Below are 24,658 nucleotides of genomic sequence, written 5' to 3' on the forward strand. Positions count from 1 at the left end.
AAGAGGGGTAACAGCGAGGGTAATGCAGGCGCTACACCCTGAGGCCGTGCCGCCTTGCGCGGCCTACCCCAGGGTGTACGGTGGTTGCGAGTGTCAGTAGCTGGACGCTGCCGGCGCGGTGCCACTGACGATGCTTACACCCGAACTGGTGCCCAGGCGCGTGGCGCCTGCATTGATCATGGCCACCGCCGCTGAATAGTCGCGCACGCCACCAGAGGCCTTGACGCCCATCTCGGGGCCCACCACCTTGCGCATGAGCGCAACGTCTTCCAGGGTAGCGCCGCTGCGGCTGAAGCCGGTGGAGGTTTTAACGAAGGCTACGCCTAACTCACGGCAGATCTCGCATGCACGGGATTTCTGTGCGTCGTCCAACAGGCAGGTTTCCAGGATTACTTTCAAGGGCACCGCGCCACAGGCTGCCTGCACGGCGGCGATGTCGGCCTGTACCACGTCGAACAGGCCGCCACGCAGGGCGCCGAGGTTGATCACCATATCGATCTCTTCTGCCCCGGCCGCGATGGCACGCTCAGCCTCGAAGGCTTTAGTGTCACTCAGCCCTGCGCCGAGGGGAAAGCCCACCACCGCGCAGACTTTTACGGCCTGGCCTTGCAGCAGTTGCGCCGCATAGGGCACATAGCCGCTGTTCACACATACCGAATAAAACCCGTGCGCCTTGGCTTCTTCGCACAGGGTGGCGATCTGTTGGCGTGTGGCGTCCGCCGCCAGCAACGTATGGTCGATATACTGGGCGAGTGCAGCAGGTGCAGGGGTGCTCATGACGGTAGGTCCTGTTCGATGAATGACAAGGCCAGGGCACAGTGTTAGGCCCCAGGCACAATGTCAATACAGTACCAAAAAATGGTAGAATTACAACATTTTGGGCGAACGGAATTGCGCGTGGACACTAAGAGATCGGAACGCATCAAGCTGATTCAACAAGCCTTGCAAGACCAGAAGGCTATTCACTTGAGGGAGATGGCCGCGCTGCTGGAGGTGTCAGAAATGACCCTGCGCCGGGACTTGAATCATCACTCTGAACGGTTTCACCTGCTGGGCGGGCACATCACGTTGGCGTTCGACCCTGCCGAGGCGGGCGATTACAGAGTCACCGAGCAAGGCACGCGCCACGTGGAAGAGAAACGCCGCATTGGTAAGGTCGCCGCAGGGTTTATCAAGCACGGCGACACGGTGTTCTTCGACTGTGGTACCACCGTGCCTTTCGTGGTGGATTTCATTCCGGACGACTTGGAGTTCACCGCGGTCTGCAATTCGCTGAACGTGCTACTCAAGCTTCAGCAAAAGCCCCACTGCGACATTGTGCTCTGCGGGGGCACCTTCCACCGAAAGAACCAAGTGTTCGAGCACCGCAGCGAGACGAGTGTACTGGACAGCCTTCGCCTCACATGGGCGTTCGTGTCTGCGGCCGGGGTTAGCGAGACCTTGGGCGTGACCTGCTTCAACCTCAATGAAGTGGAGGTGAAGCAAAAGGTGTTGCGCCAGGCCCGGCATACCATGCTCCTGGCCGACCACAGCAAATTCGACGCCGTGCGCACCGCGCACTTCGCCGACCTGTCGCAGTTCCAAGTGGTGGTGTCGGACAAAAAGCTGCCCAAGGCGTACCGCGAGGTACTTGAGCGCCAAGGCACACAGGTGGCTACCTGAATGCCCTGGCGCGGGCTCAGGCCGGGTTGCCGAAGGCCATGCGCTGGCGCTCCTGCGCCGAGACGTAGCCGGTGGTCAGGCTGAAGGTAGCGCGCTGGTTCGGGGCCAAGGCACGCACGTTGCCCTTGGCTTTTTCGGCCAGGTACCCTTCCGGCTCGCAGGTAGACGGCAATACGAACGCAGCGACCGCCTGGTCGGCGTTATGCAGTATCCAGCGCACCGCGTGGGAAAACTGCTCAGGCTGGTAACGGGTGTAGAACGCACACCCGGACGGGTGATCCAGCAGGAAATGCGCGTCGCCTGTCGCATCCACCGGTACGCGGGCCAGGAAGCAGACGATTTCCGGGTCGTACAGCTCTGGAGTGTCCAGGCTGGTCAAGCGCTCCGGTGCTTCGCTCAACTGCGCGATGTAGGCGTTCCACGCCTTGGTGGGCTTTACATGAGCCGGCACGCTACTGCGCACTCGCCGGGGCACGGCGCCCAAGGGCTCGACGAAACGCCCGTCGGGCACGTAGGCGTAATTGAGGTGGGCCATGTACATCAGGGCCATTGGTTTGCCTGCCAGGTTGGTCACCTGCATGCCGACGTCAAACAGCCCCGAGCCTGCCCGCAAGGTCAAGGTGGGTTCGGCCAGGTAGTGGTCGCCAAAGCCCATGACGTATTCGAAGGCTCCACACAGCCGCACGTAAGCGCCCTGCTCGTCTTCGCCGGCTTCGAGCCAGGCGCGGTCCATGGGTGCGCAGGGCATTTCACCGTGCAGCGGGTGGTCGTCTTCCGGTGCCGGGCAACCATTACGCAGCAGGCCGGCATGGAACATGAAGCAGCCATAGGTCCCCATGATGGTGGGCGTGGGCTTGGGCTGGGAGAACAGGTTGCGCATGGTCAGGTCACAGCCATCGAACTCGGCCGACCAGATCATTTGCCCCTGATACGGCAGCGCCACCACGCGCCCCCGTGCGTTTTCCAGGGCAAGCGCCTTGACGCCGCTGGGGTAGGTCCAGGCCAGCACCTTGAAGTCAGCGGATTCGAGCAGTGTTTTTTCAGCCCCGTTAAATTGATCGGGGGTCAGCGGTACGGTAAAGCAGTTCATGAGGTCACCACCGCGCTGGCGGGCGCTTGGACGTTGCGGTTATGCCGCATGCAATTGACCGCGTAGGCGACGATCACCACGAAGCACAGCAGCGGCACGCTGTAGGCGATCTGCATGTTGCCATGAGTGGCATCAGATAGCAGGCCCTGGAAAATCGGGATCACCCCACCGCCTACGATGCTCATCACCAGCAGCGAACCAGCTACCCCGGTATCTTCGCCCAACCCTTCGATGGTCAGGCCGTAGATCGTCGGCCAGCATGGCCCCAGGAAGATACTCACGCCTACGGCGGCATACACGGCACTGATGTTAGGCACCAGAATGGTGTAGGCCAGCAGCACGATGGCCAATACCCCATACAAGGCCAGAACCTTGGCCGGATGCATCTTGCGCATCAGCAGGTTGGCGACCATCTTGCCCACGAAATACGCGGCGAACGTGGTGAGCAGAAACCAGGAGGCGCTGCGCTCATTCATCCCGCCCATTTGCATAGCCAAGCGAATGGTGAAGCTCCACACGCCCACCTGGGCACCCACGTAGAGAAACTGCGCCAGCACACCAAAGGTGAAGCGAGGGTTACGCCATAGGCGCGACAGGCTTTGGCCAAACCCTTGGGTTTTTACCTGAGCCTGGTTATTGCCCTTGCACGCAGGGAGCTTGGTGATTGCCACCAGGATAAACACCAGGATCAGCACGGCAATCATCCACTTGTACGGTAGCAAGGTGGACTGGATCATCTGCAACTGCTGGATCGCGGCGTCGGCGGCGCTCATTTGCGTGAGTTGCTCACGGCTGGCATCGGTGTCCTTGAACATCACGAAGCTGCCCACGTACACCCCGGTCATGGCGCCGAAGGGGTGAAAGGTCTGAGAGATGTTCAGCCGGCGCGTACCGGTCTCACGTGGGCCCATGAGGGTGGAGTAGGTGTTGCACGCGGTTTCCAGGAACGACAGCCCCGCCGCGATCACGAACAACGCCAGCAGGAACATGCCGTATTTGGCGGTGGAGGCTGCGGGGAAGAACAGCATGCAGCCGAACATGTACAGCAGCAGGCCGATCAGGATCGTGGTTTTGTAGCTAAACCGCCGTACCACCATCGCAGCTGGCATGGCTACGAAGAAATAGCCCAGGTAAAACGCCGACTGCACGAAGGCGGTCTGAAAATCGCTTAGCAGAAAGGCCTTTTTGAAGTGGGCAATCAGCACATCGTTCATGCTGGCTGCAGCGGCCCAGAGCGCGAAGATGCTGCACAGCAGCAAGAACGCGAACCAGGGGGTACGGTTAAGGTAAAAGCCATCCGGCGACTGTTGGAGCGGCGGTTTTATCATTGTTGTTCTCCAGAAAGCGTAAACAGGTACGAGGCTCAGGGGTAGGCAGCCGAGCGGTTATGCGCGGGTAAGAAAGGCGGCGAAGCGTTCTGCATCGGGGTATGAGCTTTGGGTGCCGCGGCCGGTCACGGAGCAGGCCGAGTAGGCAACGGCCTGAATCATCGCTTCACGGATATTCCCGTACTGGCTCCAAGTGTGTGCGAAGCACCCGATGAAGGCATCGCCGGCGCCAGTGGTGTCCTGGGCCTCGACCCGGCGCCCAGGCACATGAAATTCACCCTCCTCGCCGACGTACAGCGCGCCGTTTTCCCCCAGGGTCACGATCACGTGGCGAATGCCCTGGCCAGTGAGTTCACGGGCTGCCAGCAGGGCGCTCTCGGCGCCATTGACCGGGCGGCCCGTGATCAGCGCCAGTTCGCTTTCGTTAGGCACGAAGAAATCCAGCTGCGCCAGGTGCGCTTGGCTTAGCCCCGCCACGGCCGGCGCCGGGTTGAGCAGTACCGGAATGCCATGGCGTTTTGCGAAGTCGATGGCGTGGTACACGGTGTCCAGGTTGATCTCCAGCTGCAACACGATGAGCCCGCACTCGCAGAGGGCCTGTTGGGCGGCGTCGATATCTGCAGGCGTAAGGTGGGCGTTGGCGCCTTTGACGATAAGAATGCTGTTGTGAGAGTCGCGCTGCACGAAGATCGGCGCTACCCCGCTGGAGACCCCCGGGACGCGTTGGACGAAGCGCGTGTCGATGCCGTGCTTGCGAAAATTGGCCAGGGTGTTGTCTGCGAACATATCGTCGCCGATCTTGGTGAGCATGAGCACCTCAGCCCCAAGCCTGGCGGCGGCAACGGCCTGGTTGGCCCCCTTCCCGCCGCAGCCCATGGCGAATTCCGGTGCTTCCAGGGTTTCTCCCTGAGCGGGCATGCGGTCGATATAAGTGACTAAATCCACCATGTTGCTGCCGATGACTGCGATCTTGTTCATGAGGGTCTTTACCTTGTACTCGATACCTGCGGGCAGTGGCGCCAGGGCCTGCACGCGCATCGAGCGTCGTTATTTTTGTTATTTAAATAACATATCTTGTTATAATTCAATCTATTTTTCAGGCTGGCATAGCCCGGCAAAGCGAAACGCCAGCCTTGCATCCCTTTGGCACCGCGCAGAGCCTGTGCCAGACGCTCTTTACCGCTCATCCGAAGAATACGCAAACGTTTGCGATGAGGTGGGGATCTGGCTGTTGTGAAGGCACCATCAGGGTTGTAAGTCGCTTAGAGAAGGCATGGCAGGGTGCAGCCACAAAGCGACTTAATGTGCGCTCACCGGGGGCGGTTCCTGAGCTGACTGCGGTGATAGCGCCCATCGCGCTAAATCCGCTGCCAGGGCTCGAGGCAACTTCCCCACTGCCGGTTGGCTCTATCACAGTGCACGATCGCGCGTGCTGCACTAGGGTGCATACACTTTACCTGCGTCTAAGGGATGACTCATGGCTCCGACCTTTCAAAACACAACCGGCACTCACACAATCAGGACCGGCCCAGGCAGTGTGCTGGTAGACCTCACGCTGCTGACCGATAACGCTCAAAGCGTGACGCTTCAGCCAGACGGCAAAGTGTTGATTGCAGGCTTTAGCCAGCACCCTTACGTTGGCTACTCCGGATCGCCAGGGGATGAGTCCTACGGTACACGCTCAGACCGTGCCGTGATCCGGCTCAACGCCGATGGCACCCTGGATAACAGCTTTGGCAAAAACGGCATCGCGATACTGCCTGCCAACCTGGACCGCGAAGACGCGACCTTCATCATGGCGGTGCAAGACGACGGCAAGGTGCTCTTCGCGGACTATACCGCCGCTGGCATCAGCATCCAGCGCTTCAACCTGGACGGCAGCCTGGACAGCAGCTTCGGCACCAACGGTGCGCGAGTACTTGCCGTGGACTATTACCCCGAAGGCATGTTCATGGACGTCAACCCGGACGGTACGTTTTATTTCAGCGCGCGCGGCGAGCACGAGGCCGAAATCTACAAACTTACCCAAGAGGGCGCGCTGGTAGACAGCTTTGGCGACCACGGCCGCCAGGCGCTCAGCCCCGATGGGGACTATTACAACGGCAACATCTCCACCGCCGTGCAGGCCGATGGCAGCGTGGTAATCGGTAACTGGCTGTATGTAGGTGGCTACGACGTGCCGGGCAGCACCGTTCATGTGCCCGGCGACCCGATATACAGCGTTCAGCGCCTCAAGCCCGATGGCACAGTGGACACCCGCTTCGGTGACAACGGCACAGTACATTTGGACCCGGCGTTGGACCTGAGCTATTACTCGGAGGTGGCCCTCCAGGCCGACGGCAAGATTGTGCTGGTGGGTGAAGGGCCCGATAAAGCGGGCACCGTTTTACGGCTCAACGCCGATGGCTCATTCGATAACACCTTTGGCAACGGGGGCATCACCACCTTTGCGCCTATCCCCGATGACACCAGCTACGCCCATTGGAACGACGCCCGCTCCGTTACCGTGCAGCCCGATGGCAAGATCGTGATCGCGGGCAACAGCTCCCTCAATGTGAACGCAGGCTTTAGCGTGGTTCGCCTGAACGCTGACGGTTCCCTGGACACCACCTTCGGCAGCCAGGATGGCGCCTCGCACCTGGAAGGATCAAGCGGCCAGGACACCCTGCTGGGCCTCAACACTGCCGAAATCATTCACGGCCTGGCCGGTGATGACCTGCTGCAGGGCAATGGCGGCCGCGACGTGCTCGCCGGCGGTGCTGGCGCGGATATTTTCCGCTACGCCCAGATCAGCGACAGCTACCGCACCGCCACTCAAACCGGCAGCGACCGTATTGTGGACTTCGACCCGTCCCAGGACCGTATTGACTTGACCAAGCTAGGCTTCACTGGCATCAGCGATGGCCACAACGGCACCGTGGCGGTGGTGGAGAACACCGAAGGCACCCGCACCTACCTCAAAAGCTATGACGCCAATGACGAGGGGCAGCGCTTTGAGCTGGTACTCGACGGCGGCCTGGCTGGCCGCTTGACCGATGCCCAACTGGTGTTCAGCACCCCTACCGTCTACGGTACCGAGAAAGGCGACGTGATCACCGGCAGCGCCTTCTCGGAGATTCTGCGTGGCCTGGACGGCAATGACACCATCAACGGCGGGACAGGCTCCGATGTGATTGTCGGCGGCGCGGGTGCAGACAAGTTGAACGGCGGGGATGACTTATCGGTGCAGATCTTCAACGGCAAGCACGAGAACGATGACACCTTCCTCTACAACGCAGTAAGCGACAGCTACCGGACCGCTACCAAGAGCATGGTGGACCTGATTGTCGACTTCGCCGACTACAGCGACAAGATCGACGTGTCTGCGCTGGGTTACACCGGCTTTGGCAACGGCACGGGCACCACGCTCAAGGTGGTGTACAACCAGGCCCTTGACCGCACCTACCTCAAGGATGTGGAGGCGGACTCACAAGGCCATCGGTTCGAAATCGCCATGACCGGTGACTGGTCGGATGAGCTGGACAACAGCAACATGATCTTTGCGCCTGCTCATAAAGAAGTCACGCTGGTAGGCGTGGCCACCGACACCCACCACGATGGCTCGGTTGCCTAAGCCACGCGGCGATACTGCGGGAAGCAGGCGCTAGCTCACGAAGAAGTTTAGTAAGCATCCTTCGCGAGCTGCCGCCCGCTTCCCACACAGGCATGCGAGCGAACCAGCATGTCCAACGCGCCTCGCCCGGCATTCTTGTTACAAGGTATGTATCAGCTGTACGTTACATTATCACATAACTAACATGCAGCCCCTGTATGCCACTGCTCTTGGCCTTACGCTTATTGCCCATGCTAACCCAGCAATGAAGGCATAAAGCTAAGCCTCGGCCGGCGCTCATCAAGGACTGTCATGGACTTCACGTACACCGCTCGCCATTTCTCTTTGGCCGCCGCGCTAGCAGCCTGGTGCTTGCTCACTCCCCCTGCTGCTCTGGCCGATGACCGCGTAGTGGACGTGGTTGCACCCTTTGAAATTGGAGGCCTGGACCCTGCTATCTCGGGCTTCATTTTTCAGCGGATGCAGGTCACCGAAACCCTCATGGAGGCAGACAGCAAGGGCCAGCCCCTGCCAGCGCTGGCCGAGCACTGGACGGTGTCCGAGGACCATACACAGTGGACATTCCGGCTCCGCCAAGGTGTGACCTTTCATGACGGCAGCCCGTTGACCGCCGAAGTTGCCGCCCACTCGCTGAACGTGGCGCGAAACAAGCCAGGCTTGCTGAGCAATGCCAAGATTGCGTCTATCACCGCTCAAGGTCAGGACGTGGTGATCCGGCTGGCCGCGCCCTTCAAACCGTTACCGGCGCTACTGGCGCACTCCTCTACCGCCATCCTCGCCCCTGCGGCCTATGACAGTGCCGACAAGGTGCGCGCGATCATCGGCACGGGCCCCTATGTGCTGACCCTGCTAGCGCCGCCACAACGGCTGGCGGTTAAACGCTTCGAAGGCTATTGGGGGCCCAAGCCCAGTATCGAACGCGCCACCTACCTAGGCGCAGGGCGCGGCGAAACCCGCTCGCTGATGGCTGAAAGCGGCGGCGCTGAGCTGGTGTTTCAATTGGACCCGCCGAGCATTTCACGCTTACAGCGCACTCAAGGCCTGCAGGTATTGATTGGCCCGGTACCCCGCGTCGTGATGCTGGCAGCCAACGCGGGCACGGGGCCCACGGCCTCGGTTGACGTGCGCAAGGCTTTGAGCCTGGCAATCCAGCGCGAGGGCATTGCCGCGGCCGTGCTACGCGCCCCCGGCACAGGCGCCTCGCAGATGTTCGCAGACAGCGTACCGGCCTGGCATGACCCGGCGTTGGCGCCGCTTGCGTTCGACCCAGACGCTTCGCGCAGCCTGCTCAAGGCGCAAGGCTGGGTACCCAACCGTGACGGTATGCTGGAAAAAGACGGCCAGCCGCTTCACCTCAAGCTTATTACCTACGCGGACCGCCCCGAACTGCCGCTGATTGCCACCGCGCTTCAGGCGCAACTGCGGGACGTAGGCGTAGACATCACGGTGGCAGTAGAGAACGCCAGCGCCATCCCGGCCGGTTACAACGACGGCAGCCTGCAACTGGCGTTGTTTGGCCGTAACTATGCGCTGGCACCCGACCCCTTGGTCACGCTGCTGGCGGACTTCGCCAAAGGTGGCGCCGAATGGGGGCCTTTAGGCTGGAACAACCCTGAGTTCGATAACGGCCTGCACGCCCTGCTCGCCACAGATGACCCGGCCCGCCAACAGCAGCTGCGCAACACGCTCATGGGCGTGGTGCAAGACCAACTGCCGCTGATCCCTGTGGCCTGGTACCGGCAGACCATCGCCGTGTCCGACAAGATTCAAGGCGCGGCCATCGACCCGTTCGAGCGCACCTTTGGCCTAAGCACGATGCGGTGGGCGCCATGATTCGCCTCCTCTGCGCCCGCCTGGTGCAAGCCATCATGGTTGCCGTGTTGATTGGCGCCCTGACCTTCGCGCTGATGGCGTTACTGCCTGGCGATGCGGCCTACCGGATCGCGGCGGGCCGCTATGGCTATGACATGGTCAGCGGCGCGGCAGCCGAAGCGGTAAGGGCCGAACTCAGCCTCGATCAACCCCTGATACAGCGCCTGGTTGCCTGGATCGGGGACGTCATTACGCTAAACCTGGGCACATCGCTGGTGTCGGGCGAACCGGTGACCGCCAGCATCACCCATGAGCTGGGCAGCTCCATTCAACTGGCCCTGGGTGCGGTACTGCTGTCGTTCATGATCGGCCCGCCGCTCGGAATACTCGCCGGGTTGCGCCCCGGCAGCTGGCTAGACCGTGGGTTGTTGCTGTTGAGCCTGGGCACGCGCGCGGTTCCCCACTTCGTGCTTGGGGTGATCCTGGTGCTGACCTTCTCGGTCTCGGCGGGGCTGCTGCCCTCGGCAGGCCACGGCACCTTTGCCCATGCGCTACTGCCCACCGTCACCTTGGCCCTGGGGCTGGCGGCGGTGTCGTCGAGGATGGCCCGTGACGCCACCGTGGCCGTGGCGGGCTCTGCCTACTACGGCTTCGGCCGCCTCAAAGGGCTCAGTGGCGCACGCACGTTTATGCGCCACGGGCTGCGCAACATCAGCGTACCGGTGGTGACCTACCTGGGCGTGCAGTTGGTGTACCTGATCGAGGGGGTGGTGGTGGTGGAAACCCTGTTCGCCTGGCCGGGCATCGGCCACGGGCTGGTCCACGCCATCTTTCACCGTGATGTGCCCATGGTCCAAGGCACGGCACTGGCGATGGGGCTGCTGTTCGTGCTGCTCAATACGGTCGTGGACATGGCCAACCACCTGCTCGACCCTCGCCGGAGAACCGCATGAACCTAGACGTCGCCGTGCTGACCGTTGAGCGGCCTGCCCGTGCACTGCCACGCCTGGCTGGGCTGACACTGCTGGCCCTGTTGGTGCTGTTTGCACTGGTGGTGCCGTGGCTGTGGAGCCTGGACATCGCCCGCCAGGATTACACCGCTATCCTCGCAGGCCCCGCCAGCGCACACCCCTTAGGAACCGATCACTTGGGCCGTGACATGCTCGCCCGCCTCGCCGCCGCCATTCGCCTGTCACTCGGGCTGGCCCTGGTGAGTGTGCTAACGGCCGCAGTGCCTGGAGTGCTGCTGGGCATGCTCGCGGCCTGGAAAGGCGGCCTGACCGACAAAGCCCTTGGCCTGTTGGCTGAGCTGTTCCTGGCGTTGCCCGGCCTGTTGCTGGTACTGCTGATCGTGGCCCTGTTCCCCGGGTCCTTCATGGCCCTGTACGGTGCGATCGCACTGGTGCTATGGATTGAATACTTTCGTATGACCCGAGCGCTGGCGCGCACTCTGTTGGCCTCCCCGGCCGTGGCCGCCAGCCGCTTGCTGGGCTTTGGGCCACTGTACATCGTGCGCCGTCACCTGTGGCCGGAGCTGTCTGCGGTGGTACTGACCCTCACAGCCTTTGGTGCCGCCTCGGCCATCATGGCCATCGCCGCCCTGGGGTTCATCAGCGTGGGCATGCGCCCGCCTACCGCAGAGCTTGGCCTGATGATCACCGAATTGCTGCCGTATTTCGCGGAGGCGCCCTTTGTGATCGCGCTGCCCATTCTGGTGATCTTTCTCATCGTGTTGTCGTTGATGCTCATCGCCGGAGGGCGTAAACCATGAAGCCATTGCTCAGCACCCAAGGGCTGGAAATCCGTACCGAGCACGCCCAATTAGTGGCGCCGCTGTCGATTACCCTGCGCGCGGGTGAAGTGCTGACCCTCATCGGCGAGACGGGCTCCGGCAAAAGCCTGTTCGCCCAAGGCATCGTCGGTAACTTACCGCCGGGCCTGCAGGCGTGTGGTCAGGTGAGTGTCGCAGGCGTGAATGAAGACGGCCGAGCCCAAGGGCGCCGCGCGCGCTGGGGCCGCGAACTGGCCGTGCTCCCTCAAGAACCCTGGCTAAGCCTGGACCCGACCATGCGGGCGCAGGAGCAGGTGGCTGAAACCCACCGTTATGTAGGGGGTAAACGCTGGGCCGAGGCCCGTCGCCTTGCCCAGGATGCCCTGGCTCACCTGGGCCTGGGGCCGGCGCACGCCAAATACCCGTTCGAGCTGTCGGGCGGCATGGCTCAGCGCCTGGCCTTTGCCGCGACCCACGCCGGTGGTGCCAAGGTGATGATTGCAGACGAACCCACTAAAGGCCTGGACCGTGCGCGCATTGGTGAGGTAGTGAACCTGCTGGAGGCAAGCGTGGCCGCCGGCGGCGCGCTGCTGATCATTACCCATGACATCGAGGTGGCCCGACGCCTGGGTGGCCAGGTGATGATCATGCTCAAGGGAGAGGTGATAGAACGCGGCGATGCCGCACAGGTCCTTCAACGGCCCAGCCATCCTTATACCCAACGGCTGATTGAAGCAGACCCCAGCCGCTGGGCGCCACGGCCGCAACCTGCGCTAAAAGACGAGACACTGGTGCAGGTGCGCAACCTCACCGTGGCCCGTGGCGAGCGCACGTTGTTTTCTGGGCTGGCCCTGACTATCCGTCGCGGCGAAATCGTAGGCGTCACGGGCCCTTCGGGGTGCGGTAAGTCCAGCCTTGGCGACGTGATCCTCGGCTTGCTTGCGCCCACCCACGGAGAGGTCATTCGGCCTGGCAGCGCACCCAGGGTAGCGTTTCAAAAGCTCTACCAAGACCCGGTCGCAGCTTTTGCGCCCAGCCTGACCCTGGCGCAAGTGCTGGCGGACCTGGTACGCCTGCACCGCCTCGATGCAGGCCGCATCCCGACGTTGCTCGAGCGCTTGCGCCTGGCCCCTGCCCTGTTGGAGCGGCTGCCCGGCAACGTCTCGGGCGGTGAGCTTCAGCGCTTTTCCTTACTGCGGGTGTTGCTGCTCAACCCCCTGTTCATCTTCGCGGACGAGCCCAGCTCCCGCCTGGACCTGATTACGCAAAAGGAAATGATCGACCTGTTAGTGGAAACCGCTCGCGAGCACAACACCGCCGTGCTGTTGGTCAGCCACGACGACGCCCTGATCGACGCGGTCTGCGACCAGCGCCTGCGCTTGGGCACCGCGCCTCGGCACTCTCAAGATGACCTGACTTCATTCCCCACCCCGTTTGTGCAACAGCAAGGTAACCCGACATGAGCCCGCTTTCTGTTCGAGCAGTGCTACTGGCAGGCATGGCCAGCCCTGCGGCGTTCGCCGACTCCAGCGCGCCCGAGGCCCACGGCTTTATCGAAGACAGCACCTGGAGCCTGCTCAACCGCACGGTGTACGACAGCCGCGAGTACCGCCATGGTGGCCGCAATAGCGGCGCGCGCAACGCTTACAAACCACGCGCCGACCGCAACGGCTACGCCGAAGAAGCAGCCTACGGCTTGATGGGCACCTTTCAGTCCGGGTTTACCCAAGGCGTGGTCGGGCTCGGCGTAGAGGCCCATGCTTACCTGGGCACACCGTTAGATACCGGCGGTGGGCGGGCCGGCAAGGCACGCTTGCTCGGCATTGATAACGAGGGCCACCCTAAAGGCACCTTCAGCCGGGGCGGGGCCGCTCTGAAGGTACGCCTGGGCGCGACGGTTGTGTCCTGGGGCGAGCAGCGGGTAAAAACCCCGGTGTTCAGCTCCTCGGATAGCCGCCTGCTGCCTGAAACGGCCACTGGGCTGTTCGTGAGCAGCCAGGCGTTCGACACCCTCAAGCTGGTAGGGGGCCATTTCACCGAAAGCACCGACCGCAATGCCAGCAGCCACGACCAAGGCTTTGTGGTCAATTACTCCAATGCGCCCCAAGGCACGGCCTTTGATCTGGCCGGCGTTGCCTGGAACCCGAGCAAGCAGCTCACCGCCAGCCTCTACAGTTCCCATTACGAAAACACCTGGCGCCAGCACTACCTGGGCGGCACCTTCGTGCAGCCCCTCGACAGCGACCGCTCGCTGGCCGTGAACCTGAACCTCTACCGCACCACTGACACGGGCCGATCGCTGTCCGGGCGCATCGACAACACGACCTGGAGCTTGATGTCGACCTATGCCCAGGGGCCGCACAGTATCAGCCTCGGCTACCAACGGGTGAACGGCGACACACCGTTCGACTACGTGACCCGGGGTGCGATTTTCCTGAGCAATGCGGTGCAACTGTCGGACTTCAACGCGCCCAATGAACGGTCCTGGCAGGCCCGTTATACGGTGGAACTGGCCACTTGGGGGCTGCCAGGGCTGTCTGTGAGCGCGGCCTATGTGCGGGGTAGCGACATTGACGGTAGCCACGTAGACCCCCGTGGCGGCTATGCTTACTTGGGTTACGGTCGAGGGGGGAAGCATTGGGAACGTGACCTTGAGGCCCGTTACGTGGTCCAAGGCGGAGCCGCCAAGGGCATGACCGTTTCGCTGCGCCACGCTGCACACCGCAGTAATACCGCCCAGGCAGAGCTAGACACCGACCAGTTGCGGCTGGCCGTGGAATACCCCTTGACCGGCGGGCTATAGGGCGGTCATTCACGCAAGAAGGCAGGCATGAAAAATATCCTTATCATCGGTATCGGCGCGGGCCACCCCGAGTACCTGACTGTCCAGGCCGTCAACGCCTTGAACCGGGTAGACGTGTTCTTCCTGATGGACAAAGGCCACAGCAAGGAAAAACTGAACCACCTGCGCAAACACATCTGCGAGCGTTACATCCAGGGGCACGACTACCGTTTGGTGGAAGCGCCCCAACCTGAGCGCGAGCGCAATACCGGCGATTACCTCAAGGCGGTCGACCACCTGAACGACGACAAGCAGTCGGTGTTCGAGCGCCTTATCGCGCATGAGCTGGGCGAGGGCCAGTGTGGGGCCTTTCTGGTGTGGGGGGACCCTGCGCTGTACGACAGCACGATCCGTATCCTGGACGCCATCGTGCAGTCGGGTCGGCAAACGCTGAGCTATGAGGTCATTCCTGGCATCACCAGCGTCCAGGCCCTCGCCGCTCAGCATAAGGTACCGCTCAACCATATTGGGGGTGCCATTGAAATCACCACTGGGCGGCGCCTGGCCAACGGTCTGCCACCCAACGTCGACAGCGTGGTGGTGATGTTGGACGCCGAGAACACTTACAAGACACTGGTGGACCACGACTTGGATATCTACTGGGGCGCTTACCTCGGCACCCCCGATGAGCTACTGGTGGCAGGAAAGCTCAGCGAGGTGGCCGACGAAATCGAGCGGGTACGCACCGCAGCCCGCGAGGCCAACGGCTGGATCATGGACACCTACCTGCTCAAGCGCCGCTAACGCTACGGCCTTGACCCGGCACAGGGCGTGCCGGGCCAAAGACACACGGGCTAGGCCTGAGGCCGGGACAGCGCCCCTGGCCGCTCTCGCAGGCCGAGCAACAGGTCTGCAGCTACAAAGCCGGCAAGGCTTACACCCAGCACCGGCAGGCACACCCCTACAGCTGTGGCCAACAGCACTGCCGCTGCTCGCCCCTTCGCACTCAACTGGCGCCAGGCCTGAACCAGCGTACCCGCCTGCACGGCCACAGGCCGGCGGCGCCACCACATCCAGTACCCCATCACCACCATCGCTACCAGCCCGCTGGCAAATGCAACCAGTAGCAGCTGGTTAAACAGGCCGAACAGCACTCCCATGTGGGCGTCAATCCCCCACCGAGTCAGCTTGGCTGGCAGTGAATACTGGGCGAACGCAACCTGGTCCACCACCTGGCCGGTGGCAGGGTCTATAGAGACCGCATCCACTTGAGTGGGCCAACGCCGGTCAATCTCGCCCACCACCCAGGCCTTGTTGGCGCTTGCAGCGGGCCGAATCTCGACTTTAGCGGCATCTATGCCCGATGCCCGCGCAATGCCCAGCATGCGGTCGAATAGCCCAGGATCGAGGGCCATGGCGGGCCCATTGCCGCCCATGTGCATGGAGTGCTCGGCGTGCTCATCGGTACTCATGGGCATGGCATGGGCGCTGCCTAGCGAAGTGGCTACGCTGGGTGTGGACCACCCGTAGTAAGCCCGCAGCACGCCGATGTTATTACCGGCATACTGAGACCACGTCAGGCCCGTGGCCGAGAAGAACAGCAAGCCCAGCGCAAGCCACGCCCCCGCGCTGGCATGCCAGCCCCGTAGGCCACGTGCTTTATCCCGCATCGTCTTGCGCCGAGCCGCCCACAGCACCAGGCCACCGATCACCGCCACCCACAGCCACGACGCCGCCAGCTCGCTGTACAGCCGCCCCACATCGCCCAGCATCAGCCCCCTGTGGAATTGATCGATCCAGGTGCGCAGCGGCAATACACCACTTGTGCCGTACACGGTCATGTCCCCACGTACCGCGCCGGTGACGGGGTCAATGAAGATGGCCCGGTGTTCAGACTCTCCCAACTGCGGCGAGCTGAACATGACCCGTGTGGTGTCGCCTGCGCCAGGCGCCGGGCGCACCGCCGCCACCTTGGCCTGAGCGCCCACTACCGCTTGAGCGTTGCTGACCTGCTCAGCCAGGCTCAAGGCTGTGCCCTGCGTGCTGGTGTGCAACACATCGGCGTACAGGCGTTCTTCGAGCTGCGGGGTAAGTGCGTACACCACCCCGGATAGGGCAGCCACCAGTAGAAAGGGGCCAATACAGACACCAATGTAAAAATGCAGCCGTTTTAACAGGGCCATGTGGGCCCCAGGCTTTGAGGCCGATAAAGTAGCGGACATAAGCAATACTCACAGTAAGCAGCAACCAGCTCAGCACAGGCTGAACGTGGCACACGCATCAAAGGTGGGTGTAACGGCGAGGACACGCCGCTTTGCCTAGGGGCCGCGAGGGTTTAACGCAGGAAAGGCCAGCCGGAACGGTGCACCCGGCCAGGGTGTAGGCAGGGACATAACCGCCCGGACCTGGCGTATAAGCCAGCCCAGCACGGCAAACGCCAGCATGGCCAGGGTCAGGATGGTTGCGAACGGGCAGTCGCTCATCACGGGCTTTTCAGGGTGGTGCATCGGTGCAGGCGTGCCGTCGTCGGCCATTGACATGGCGGCTGCCATGCTTGAGTCATCGGCCAGCGGGCCTGTGTGATGGCCCTCATGAAGGGCCCCGGCAGCTGCCTGCTGCTGTGGCGGGCTACCCATACCACCCATCATCCGCCCATGGCTCAGGCTACACGCCAGTGCATTGAGGAAGATAAAGGCCATTAATGCCCAGGCAACGGGCAGGCGGTGGTGACGTAGGTGGTTCATAGGGCAGGACTGTACCACCGCACTCGTTACTCGCCTAGACGGCGCAAAACAACCCCCGGATTTTAGGCAGCCATGCCCTTTAACCTATACGCGGGCGCTTAATCTTGTACAAACCGGTCATTGGTCGCAGCCACGTTTATAAGGCGAACTTCTGCCTTACTTTTCCCCTCCCTTTCATAGGCTTGGGAGGGAAACCGAATGTGTAGCGGCAAGCTTGTAGACTGGCATCACCAATGGCAATTACAACAGGGAACCATCGTCTGCCGTGCCTGCCTGGCGGTTCAGACCGAGCACGCGCGCGGCCAGCCGTTCCCGCACCTGCCCGACTGCCTCCACGCTGACAACGTGCAGCCTTGGGACCTGCTTGATAAGGCAGTGGCGGATACGTAGGGTGCATTAACAGCGCCTGACGCTTCCTAGCCTTTCCAAAACATTATTCTTGGGAAATGCGAAATCAGGCGCTCGGTTTGGGGCAAGTCACTGCCAGGAAGTGCGCCTTAACCGAGGCAACCTGAACTACCCTCTTCTCTACCAGGCCAGCGGTGCTGCGTGATCCCGGGGCTGATGGGCCGCGATGATATCGGTGGTGGGCGGTAAGGAAACGTCAAAACTGACCCATTGCGGCCGCTCGCGGCACGCGGCAATCTGCCACTGATATTCCGCCAGGTTAAAATCCAGGCAGCCACTATCATCCCAGCTACCATAATTACGCAAAGTTGCGAAATTAGGATTTGTTCAACCCGGATAACATTTCGACTTCTTCGGCGTCTAAAGTGATTTCTCTGAATTTATCCTTATTCTCTTCGCTCAGCTTTATCCAACACCTCTCAACGAACGAAATACCGACCTTTTTTTGAAACTCGAAACTAAACCCATGGCTGTCAGCAGTGGCAACGCATGCAAACATGGCGTTCAGAAAATCTTCTTGTAGCGAAATCGAAACCGTGTATGTTTCAGATATTCCACGACGTACAGATTCGAAAACCATGTAAGACGTAAGCTCCCTGACTTTTTCCTTGTCTTTAATCCATGAGGGCTTTCTGCTCGCTTTGTCGAAGCTCACTTTCCCTATCGAATCCATAGCTAAAACAAAGGATTCGACAAATTGGGCGGGGTCTTCTATCAGCTGTTGGCCACTGCCTGCCCTGTTGACTCTTTCACTAATTCCGTAACTATCCAATCTCTCTTGAAGGTCACGCTCGATCTCGATTTCGACAGCGCGACTATCTCTAATAGAAATTGCTGTCCCGCCACCAACATCTATCATGAAGTTCACAAAATATGAACGACCATTGACAATGATTGTAGTTGATGCAGCATCCTGCTCGGGGCTCTGGGCTCCCTTTGCTATGGCATACGATCAAGCGGCTGCAAAGTGCAGGTCAGCAAATACACCATGATTTCTCTTTTGCTCAATTAATTTTTTAACTCTGGCTTCGACGGCATCATCGCGACGGCTTTTTCGCGAGGAAAATATGTAAATCACATAACCTAATAGCCCCAACCAGATCGGTGAAAAGAAGAAGCCTGCGACAAAGAGTCCGACCAGTATTATTATCATCGATAAACCCTCAAAAAAAACTTCCTTTAAACCCCTTGACTGGGGAAGCAAGCACGACACTTTTTTATGGAGACGCGCGATTTGATGGCCTGTCCAGCCTGCTCGACCACTTTACATATTGGGGCACGCAAAACTACTGATTTGCCACCAGCCTGTCCACTAGAAGCATCTAGCCAAAAGCAGCCCTATACAAAGGGTTGCTTCGGGTCCAGGCTGTGTGAAAAACGTTTTTGGATGTAGACAGTCGAAAAACTGCCCTCAAAGTCGTGTTCCCACGTCAAATTTGAGTCTGCTCCAGCCGTCACTTAGACTCAGATTTTGCGTAGAAACGCGTAGCTAGTTTTTCGGTTGGCGTTTTCACACAGCCTGGTCGGTATCGGCCTGTCGCCACCGGCACCAACCAACCCGAAGCGGTCAGTGCTTTTAACAACCGCGCCTTCTTTCTGCCATGAATTCTGGAACCGTCATGTTTTCAAACCAACGCGAGCAGGCTCAAATTGAGCGCCGCCTGATCGCAAGCCTTACAGACGCTTGTGAAACCGCCAAGGCCGAAATCATTGGCTTCAGTTGGCTCACCCACGAAGTCGACTATCAGGCATTTCCTCAAAGCCTGCGAGTGATCTGGGTATTTGACACCCTGTCCAACAAAGACCAAGCCCTGGCGACAGGACAGGGCAAACGGATGATTGAACTGACCCGCGCAGCGCTCGAAGGAGCTGATGTCACTGCGGAAGAGGTAGCACGGCGTGTGCACTTCGACTCGGAAGAAGAATGCGCGACGAACCAAGGGGGTGATTGGGTAAAACGTTTGGCAAAAATGCACAAGGTAAGCGGTAGCCGGCGTGGCTAATAGCGTTTGATCAGCGCTTCGACTGGGGAAGCGTGAACGGCTGAGCTACACTGTCGGCTACTTCTCCGAACGCCCTACTGTCATGCCTGCGCTCAAATACCTGCAAGCCTACCCCGCCGAGCTTCAAGCCCGGGTTTACCAGATGATCGAGCAGCAACGCCTGGGTGATTATTTGCAACAGCGCTATCCGGAGCGGCACGCTGTACAAAGCGACAAGGCGCTGTACAGCTATGTGCTGGATATCAAGCAGGACCACCTGCGCAACGCCCCTAGCCCTGACAAGGTGTTGTTCGACAACCGGCTCGACCTCACCCATCGCGCGCTTGGGTTGAACACGGCAATCTCTCGCGTTCAAGGCGGCAAGCTCAAGGCCAAAAAAGAAATTCGGATCGCTGCCTTATTCAAAGAGGCCGCGCCGCAGTTTCTGAAAATGATCGTGGTGCATGAACTCGCGCACTTGAAGGAATCCGATCACAACAAGGCGTTCTACAAGCTCTGCGAGCATATGCAGCCCGGCTACCACCAGCTGGAATTCGACCTGCGTGTTTACCTTACCTGGCGTGACCTCGCCCCTTGACTGGAAGTTGCCCATGGATGTCAGCAAGACCCGCACCAGTTTCTATCGTCGTTTGTATGTGGCTTACCTGATCGACAGCGGCTTGGCCAGCAGCATCCCGGCCTTGACTGAAGTGACAGGGATGCCACGGCGCACTGCCCAGGACACCGTTGTTGCGCTGGCGGAGCTGGATATCGTGTGTGAGTTCGAGCAGGCTGAGGGCGAGCGTAACCATATCGGCCGCTACCAGATTCGCGACTGGGGCGCGATTGACCGTGGCTGGGTAGAACGCAATCTTGCGCGGATCAAGGCCGTGTTGCAGTACCCGTGATGGGGGCGGGCGGCTGGTATCTTTACAGGCCGGTTAATATCCAATCGTCTTTACCACGTGCCTGTTAGATCAACGGCACGCGCTCGCTGACCGGCCGCTTGGGCGTAAACGGAGGGTGGGTGGGCATCCAGAAGTTGGCAAGAGGCTTCCTATCAGTATGATGAAATACGCCTTTCACCCAAGCGTTCGACCACTCTAACCAGATAACCATCGGGAGCTTGAACGATAAATCCTCGCTGGCCGACCTCTACATCATCTGCTCGATACCAGTTGTCTGAGCATTCCCGGTAGAGAGCGTATCCAGCTTGGCCAAGTTTCTGGACTATTGGCGCAACAGCCACAACATCAATTTGAAGATTTACCCCCCTTCCAAATGGCCTGTTCAAAGGCCCGGTTAGCCATTGACCTGCGCTTGGATCTGCCTGCTCAAGCATCACTTAGGCACCATTTAGATCGAGGTAAGCAAATGCGTCTTCTGGCCGTTGATAAGCTACTTTAAAACCCAGGCAAGATACCCAAAAATCCAGACTGGTCTCTAGGTCAGTGACCATCAACTCTGGAACTAGCTTGTTACGCTCAATCATGATGACGTCCTTTCAGTAGCGACCAAAAAGCCGGCACCTGAAAACCGTGTAATTCACAGAACGGCTTAGCCGTCCTGCTGACACTCAAAGTGAGTTTATCGATGCCAAGTAAACGAGCCAAGAAGGCGACTTCTGCACCACGCCGGTAAAGGCGTTTACACAAGGCTTCGCCATTGACGGCATCAATCATCACACAATTCCTCGCGCCAACCGCGACAGCAACCGCGCCCGTGCAACGGCAAGGCGCTGCGCGCACGCCAGGGTGGTGAGTTCGAAGCGCACGCGCTCGCCGGGAAGGCGTTGAGCGAGCAGCGGCAGGTCAACGCTAATGACGTTGGCGATACGGGGGTACCCTCCGGTGGTTTGCCGGTCGGCCATCAGTACGATGGGCTGCCCATTGGGCGGCACTTGCAGGGTGCCAAAGCTTACGCCTTCAGACAGCAATTCCAGCGGCTTGAGGAGGTCCAGTGGCTCGCCCTCTAGCCGGTAGCCCATGCGCTCCGAGTCGTTACCGATCCGGTACTCGCTGTTAAGCAGGTGATGACGAGCGTCGTCGGTGAAGGTGTTCCAGTGACTGCCTTCGATGATACGCACCGGCAAGCTGGCCTCATGTTCAAGGGCGCGTGCCAGGGGCATGGGCAGCACCACCATGGGAGGGTTGCGAAAACTGGACGCAATGCCCAGACGATCCCCCGCCACCAGCGCCCGGCCCAGCACCCCGTCGTACGCTTGGCGGCGATAGGCGCTGACACTGCCCAATACGGTGTCTACTTTGAAGCCACCGGCCACAGCGAGGTACGCTCGCGCGCCGCCGATGCGCCCTCCAGATGGCACACCAAAGGACAGTAGAGTGCCGGGCTGCAGGCGCGTCGGCTGATTGACCGGTAGCGGTTCGCCATTAACCCGCGCGCTCAAGTCGGCACCCGCGAGGGCGATAAGTGCGCCGGCGTCAAAACGCAGGGTCGGCCCTTGAAGGGTTATTTCCAGGGCACCCATACCCAGGGCGTTACCCACCAGCAGGTTTGCCACTGAATGCGCCAAGGTGTCCATCGGGCCATTCACCGGTACGCCGATGTGCTGATAACCGGTGCGGCCGGCGTCCTGCAACGTCGTGCAGAGGCCCGGCTTGAGGATTTCCACACTCACCGGCTGGTGCCCTCCTGTGAAATGGCGTCGAATGTCGCTGAATCGATGGCTACGAACCGAACCTGGTCGCCACTTCGCAGCAGGCAGGGTTTGGGGCGGTAGGCATCGAACAGCGTCAAAGGGGTGCGGCCGATCAGGTTCCAGCCACCAGGTAACTCAAGCGGATAGATCACCGATTGGCGGTTGGCCAAACCAATGCTGCCCACTGCGACGCGAGTACGCGGGGTCGCCTTGCGCGGGGGGTTCAAGCGCTCGTCGAGCATGCCGATGTAGGGGTGCCCTGGCGCGAACCCTACCATCAGCACGTCAAGGGCTGAGTTGGCATGCAGCTCGATGAGGCGCGCTGGGGTGAGGTCAAGCAACGCCGCTACTTCGTGCAGGTCGGGGCCATGCTCGCCGCCGTAGCACACTGGGATATCGACCAGCCTGGAATGAACCCCCTCCCCTGCGGCTTCTAGGCTTAACAGCGTGTCTATTTGCGCGCCAAGTGCCTCGAAGGGGCACTCATCGTGCGGGCATGCCACCTGCTCGGGCCGATAATGCACAGCCAGTGAAACCATGGCCGGCACGATATCCGTAACGCCCACCAGCTCACCTGTGGTAACGGCCAGATCGAGCTGCCGCGCCCAGCGGGCTACCTGACGATTGCTCTCCAGGGTGAACGCCTGGCCCGCGGTCACTAGCAGGCAACTGTCCCCTAGCGGCGATAGCATCCAGCGCCGGGCAGCCGCTTGGGCCAAGGCTGCGGTTGATGAGGTTATCTGGGGCACGGTGTGTCGATCCTAGCGTTCAAGGGGCGTTCCGGCCGTTTCTTTGAGGAAGATCAACGACAACAGGCTCAACATCCCAGCCCCCGCGAGAAAGTAACCAGGCATGAGCAGGTTGCCGGTACTGCCAATCAGCGCTGAGGACAGATAAGGCGCCAGCCCGCCGCCCAGAATGGCCCCAAGGTTGACCGAGATCGCCATGCCGGTATACCGAATACGAGTAGGAAACTGCTCCGCGTACGTGGGGTAGCCGACCGACTGAATGATGGGCATCGGCAAGGTTGCAATCAGCAAGGCGAAGGCTGCGACCCAGAGCGATGCGCCGTTCATCACCGCCATCATGGGTACGACCAGCAGGATGTAACCGCTAAACCCGATCGCTAACGTGCGGCGACGGCCAAGGCGATCCGATACCCCACCCCAGAACGGCATCATCGCGGCTACCAAAAAGCTGATCGAGGCGATCATCCAGTACACGTTCGACTTGTCGAACTTCAGGTACGTGGTCAGGTAGATGTTCATAAACACGATGCCGATGAAGTACCCCACGTTTTGACCGAACGCCAGAATCACTACCCGCACGATCTTGCTCAAATGCTGGCTCAGGACCTCGCGAACCGGCGCGGCGGGTGGTTTTTCCTTTTGCAAGAACGCCTGGTATTCGGGGGTTTCCTCAACACTGTGACGCAGCTTGCAGGACAGCAGCACCAAGGGCACACAGAGGAAGAACGGAAGCCGCCAGCCCCAGGCCTGTAGCGCATCAGGGGTAAGCAACACTGTGATCAGGCCACACACGCACGCCGCGATGCCGCCGCCGATGGCCACGCCGACCGGGGTGAATGCACCGAAAAAACCGCGCCGATGCGCGGGTGATGACTCCGCGACGAAGGCGGCCGCCCCCACCACTTCCGCGCCTGCGAAAAAGCCTTGGGTCAGGCGGATAGCCACCAACAGGATGGGCGCTAATAAGCCCCCTTGAGCCGCCGTTGGCAGCAGTCCGATCAGCGCGGTAGAGGCGCCCATGCCAATTACGGTGGTCATCAGCACACCCCGCCGGCCTATCCGGTCGCCCAAGCGGCCGAGCACGATGCCGCCAAGCGGCCGGGTCAGAAATGCACTACCAAACACCGCCAGCGATGCCAGCAGCGCGGCGGCGGCGTTTTCACTGGGGAAGAATAAAGGCGCGATGATCGCTGCCATGTAGCCGTAGATGCCGAATTCGTAGTATTCGACTGCCGTGCCAGTGGCTGCCGCTATGGCTGCCTTACGGCTGACTGCAGGGTCGTAGGCCGGAAGCGAAGCGGACGTTGCGGCAGCAGCAGACACCGCTGCGGACGCCTCGGGGGCTAGTACGCGGGACATAGATCACCATTCACGGAACCAACGATTGTTAGTAAGGCGGTATGCCGCCTGTTTCATCTGTTTGCAGTCAGCAAACCGGTTGTGATGGGCAGTAGGAACACAGCAAGGAAATAGAACGGGCGGTCATTCTTATTGTGAGGCGGCGGCACCGGTAACGTACCACCGGGCCGCCTGGGCATTACTTGGCAAACAGCTGACTCATGTCCTTGAACGCTTTGAACTCCAAGGCATTACCACAGGGGTCAAACAGGAACATGGTGGCCTGCTCACCCACCTGGCCCTGGAAGCGTACATAGGGCTCGATCACGAACTGGGTCCCACGCGACTTCAACCGATCGGCCAGCGCCTCCCACTCCTCCCAGCCCAGGATGATGCCGAAGTGCGGAACCGGTACATCGTGGCCGTCCACCGGGTTGGTATGTGCCGCTTCCTGGTTGGTGGTCTTGGGGTGCTCATGGATGACGAGTTGATGACCATAGAAATCGAAATCGACCCACTGGGCGCTGGAACGCCCTTCCGCCAAGCCAAAGGTCTCGCCGTAGAAAGATCGCGCGGCCGGAAGGTCATACACGGGAATTGCGAGGTGAAAAGGAGAAAGGCTCATCAGTGGCTCCGGTCTTGTCGTGTTACTGCGGCGTTCAGGGCCCGCCGTATTTAGCATCGGCGGCCTACGCTTTGAATGAATCATAGGGGTGGCCT

25 protein-coding genes and 1 pseudogene are annotated in these 24,658 nt (G+C 60.6%); 12 read left to right on the forward strand and 14 right to left on the reverse strand.

What is annotated here, in order from left to right; genetic code table 11:
* Positions 1–93: 93 nt before the first annotated feature.
* On the reverse strand, positions 94–777 hold the full coding sequence (deoC, locus tag AC4LE2_RS11825) for a deoxyribose-phosphate aldolase (protein WP_491825946.1): 684 nt from the start codon (positions 775–777) through the stop codon (positions 94–96).
* An 81-nt stretch (positions 778–858) separates the two neighbouring features.
* Between deoC and deoR the strand changes: the two genes are divergently transcribed.
* On the forward strand, positions 859–1,662 hold the full coding sequence (gene deoR, locus AC4LE2_RS11830) for a DNA-binding transcriptional repressor DeoR (RefSeq protein ID WP_491825947.1): 804 nt from the start codon (positions 859–861) through the stop codon (positions 1,660–1,662).
* Positions 1,663–1,678: 16 nt separating this feature from the next.
* Here deoR and AC4LE2_RS11835 read toward each other — a convergent pair whose 3' ends face one another.
* The 3 genes from AC4LE2_RS11835 to rbsK are packed head-to-tail and all read right to left on the reverse strand — an operon-like array spanning position 1,679 to position 5,058.
* Complete coding sequence (locus tag AC4LE2_RS11835) at positions 1,679–2,752, reverse strand: aldose 1-epimerase family protein (protein ID WP_491825948.1); 1,074 nt, start codon at positions 2,750–2,752, stop codon at positions 1,679–1,681.
* Complete coding sequence (fucP, locus tag AC4LE2_RS11840; protein ID WP_491825949.1) at positions 2,749–4,080, reverse strand: L-fucose:H+ symporter permease; 1,332 nt, start codon at positions 4,078–4,080, stop codon at positions 2,749–2,751. Before fucP ends, AC4LE2_RS11835 begins: the two co-directional genes overlap by 4 nt.
* A 57-nt stretch (positions 4,081–4,137) precedes the next feature.
* Positions 4,138–5,058, reverse strand: a complete 921-nt coding sequence (gene rbsK, locus AC4LE2_RS11845) for a ribokinase (RefSeq protein WP_491828119.1) — start codon at positions 5,056–5,058, stop codon at positions 4,138–4,140.
* A gap of 499 nt (positions 5,059–5,557) precedes the next feature.
* Between rbsK and AC4LE2_RS11850 the strand changes: the two genes are divergently transcribed.
* From AC4LE2_RS11850 to cobF, 7 genes are all read left to right on the forward strand, one after another.
* A complete protein-coding gene (locus AC4LE2_RS11850; protein WP_491825950.1) occupies positions 5,558–7,693 on the forward strand; it encodes a M10 family metallopeptidase C-terminal domain-containing protein in 2,136 nt (711 codons plus the stop codon).
* A 291-nt stretch (positions 7,694–7,984) separates the two neighbouring features.
* Positions 7,985–9,526 (forward strand): ABC transporter substrate-binding protein, encoded by a 1,542-nt coding sequence (locus tag AC4LE2_RS11855; RefSeq protein WP_491825951.1) that lies wholly within the window; start codon positions 7,985–7,987, stop codon positions 9,524–9,526.
* The gene (locus tag AC4LE2_RS11860; protein ID WP_491825952.1) at positions 9,523–10,458 is read left to right on the forward strand and encodes an ABC transporter permease; all 936 of its coding nucleotides are present in this window, start codon (positions 9,523–9,525) and stop codon (positions 10,456–10,458) included. The genes AC4LE2_RS11855 and AC4LE2_RS11860 overlap by 4 nt, the downstream gene beginning before the upstream one ends.
* The gene (locus AC4LE2_RS11865) at positions 10,455–11,276 is read left to right on the forward strand and encodes an ABC transporter permease (protein ID WP_491825953.1); all 822 of its coding nucleotides are present in this window, start codon (positions 10,455–10,457) and stop codon (positions 11,274–11,276) included. Before AC4LE2_RS11860 ends, AC4LE2_RS11865 begins: the two co-directional genes overlap by 4 nt.
* Positions 11,273–12,739, forward strand: a complete 1,467-nt coding sequence (locus AC4LE2_RS11870) for an ABC transporter ATP-binding protein (RefSeq protein ID WP_491825954.1) — start codon at positions 11,273–11,275, stop codon at positions 12,737–12,739. Before AC4LE2_RS11865 ends, AC4LE2_RS11870 begins: the two co-directional genes overlap by 4 nt.
* Complete coding sequence (locus AC4LE2_RS11875) at positions 12,736–14,079, forward strand: OprD family porin (RefSeq protein WP_491825955.1); 1,344 nt, start codon at positions 12,736–12,738, stop codon at positions 14,077–14,079. Before AC4LE2_RS11870 ends, AC4LE2_RS11875 begins: the two co-directional genes overlap by 4 nt.
* A 27-nt stretch (positions 14,080–14,106) precedes the next feature.
* Complete coding sequence (gene cobF / locus AC4LE2_RS11880; RefSeq protein ID WP_491825956.1) at positions 14,107–14,862, forward strand: precorrin-6A synthase (deacetylating); 756 nt, start codon at positions 14,107–14,109, stop codon at positions 14,860–14,862.
* Between the two features lie 50 nt (positions 14,863–14,912).
* Here the strand turns inward: cobF and AC4LE2_RS11885 are convergent, their stop codons facing one another.
* Both AC4LE2_RS11885 and AC4LE2_RS11890 read right to left on the reverse strand, forming a co-directional pair.
* The gene (locus AC4LE2_RS11885; RefSeq protein WP_491825957.1) at positions 14,913–16,280 is read right to left on the reverse strand and encodes a PepSY-associated TM helix domain-containing protein; all 1,368 of its coding nucleotides are present in this window, start codon (positions 16,278–16,280) and stop codon (positions 14,913–14,915) included.
* Between the two features lie 96 nt (positions 16,281–16,376).
* On the reverse strand, positions 16,377–16,802 hold the full coding sequence (locus AC4LE2_RS11890) for a DUF2946 family protein (RefSeq protein ID WP_491825958.1): 426 nt from the start codon (positions 16,800–16,802) through the stop codon (positions 16,377–16,379).
* Between the two features lie 198 nt (positions 16,803–17,000).
* Here AC4LE2_RS11890 and AC4LE2_RS11895 point away from each other — a divergent pair, with 198 nt between their 5' ends.
* A complete protein-coding gene (locus tag AC4LE2_RS11895; RefSeq protein ID WP_491825959.1) occupies positions 17,001–17,192 on the forward strand; it encodes a hypothetical protein in 192 nt (63 codons plus the stop codon).
* Positions 17,193–17,526: 334 nt separating this feature from the next.
* Here AC4LE2_RS11895 and AC4LE2_RS11900 read toward each other — a convergent pair whose 3' ends face one another.
* Complete coding sequence (locus tag AC4LE2_RS11900) at positions 17,527–18,069, reverse strand: hypothetical protein (protein ID WP_491825960.1); 543 nt, start codon at positions 18,067–18,069, stop codon at positions 17,527–17,529.
* Positions 18,070–18,162: 93 nt separating this feature from the next.
* Positions 18,163–18,363 (reverse strand): hypothetical protein, encoded by a 201-nt coding sequence (locus AC4LE2_RS11905; protein ID WP_491825961.1) that lies wholly within the window; start codon positions 18,361–18,363, stop codon positions 18,163–18,165.
* 466 nt (positions 18,364–18,829) lie between these two features.
* Between AC4LE2_RS11905 and AC4LE2_RS11910 the strand changes: the two genes are divergently transcribed.
* From AC4LE2_RS11910 to AC4LE2_RS11920, 3 genes are all read left to right on the forward strand, one after another.
* Entirely contained in the window at positions 18,830–19,213 is a 384-nt protein-coding gene (locus AC4LE2_RS11910; protein WP_491825962.1) for a hypothetical protein, read from the forward strand.
* Between the two features lie 82 nt (positions 19,214–19,295).
* Positions 19,296–19,790, forward strand: a complete 495-nt coding sequence (locus tag AC4LE2_RS11915; protein WP_491825963.1) for a M48 metallopeptidase family protein — start codon at positions 19,296–19,298, stop codon at positions 19,788–19,790.
* Positions 19,791–19,803: 13 nt separating this feature from the next.
* Positions 19,804–20,100 carry a winged helix-turn-helix domain-containing protein gene (locus AC4LE2_RS11920; RefSeq protein WP_491825964.1) on the forward strand — a complete coding sequence of 99 codons (297 nt, stop codon included), beginning with the start codon at positions 19,804–19,806 and terminating at the stop codon, positions 20,098–20,100.
* A 152-nt stretch (positions 20,101–20,252) separates the two neighbouring features.
* On the opposite strand, the pseudogene AC4LE2_RS11925 reads toward AC4LE2_RS11920, so the two are convergent.
* The 6 genes and pseudogenes from AC4LE2_RS11925 to AC4LE2_RS11950 all read right to left on the reverse strand — a co-directional run bounded on the left by AC4LE2_RS11925 (position 20,253) and on the right by AC4LE2_RS11950 (position 24,563).
* A pseudogene (locus AC4LE2_RS11925) lies at positions 20,253–20,684 on the reverse strand (bleomycin resistance protein).
* Positions 20,677–20,874: a hypothetical protein gene (locus tag AC4LE2_RS11930; RefSeq protein ID WP_491825965.1), complete on the reverse strand. Its 198-nt coding sequence runs from the start codon at positions 20,872–20,874 to the stop codon at positions 20,677–20,679. Before AC4LE2_RS11930 ends, AC4LE2_RS11925 begins: the two are co-directional and overlap by 8 nt.
* Positions 20,874–21,830 carry a 5-oxoprolinase subunit C family protein gene (locus AC4LE2_RS11935; RefSeq protein ID WP_491825966.1) on the reverse strand — a complete coding sequence of 319 codons (957 nt, stop codon included), beginning with the start codon at positions 21,828–21,830 and terminating at the stop codon, positions 20,874–20,876. The genes AC4LE2_RS11930 and AC4LE2_RS11935 overlap by 1 nt, the downstream gene beginning before the upstream one ends.
* Positions 21,827–22,600, reverse strand: a complete 774-nt coding sequence (pxpB, locus tag AC4LE2_RS11940; protein WP_491825967.1) for a 5-oxoprolinase subunit PxpB — start codon at positions 22,598–22,600, stop codon at positions 21,827–21,829. Before pxpB ends, AC4LE2_RS11935 begins: the two co-directional genes overlap by 4 nt.
* A gap of 12 nt (positions 22,601–22,612) precedes the next feature.
* On the reverse strand, positions 22,613–23,959 hold the full coding sequence (locus AC4LE2_RS11945; protein WP_491825968.1) for an MFS transporter: 1,347 nt from the start codon (positions 23,957–23,959) through the stop codon (positions 22,613–22,615).
* A gap of 178 nt (positions 23,960–24,137) precedes the next feature.
* Positions 24,138–24,563, reverse strand: a complete 426-nt coding sequence (locus tag AC4LE2_RS11950; protein ID WP_491825969.1) for a VOC family protein — start codon at positions 24,561–24,563, stop codon at positions 24,138–24,140.
* Between the last annotated feature and the right edge of the window lie 95 nt (positions 24,564–24,658).

The sequence above is a fragment of the Pseudomonas sp. 9.3L genome (genome assembly GCF_058536285.1).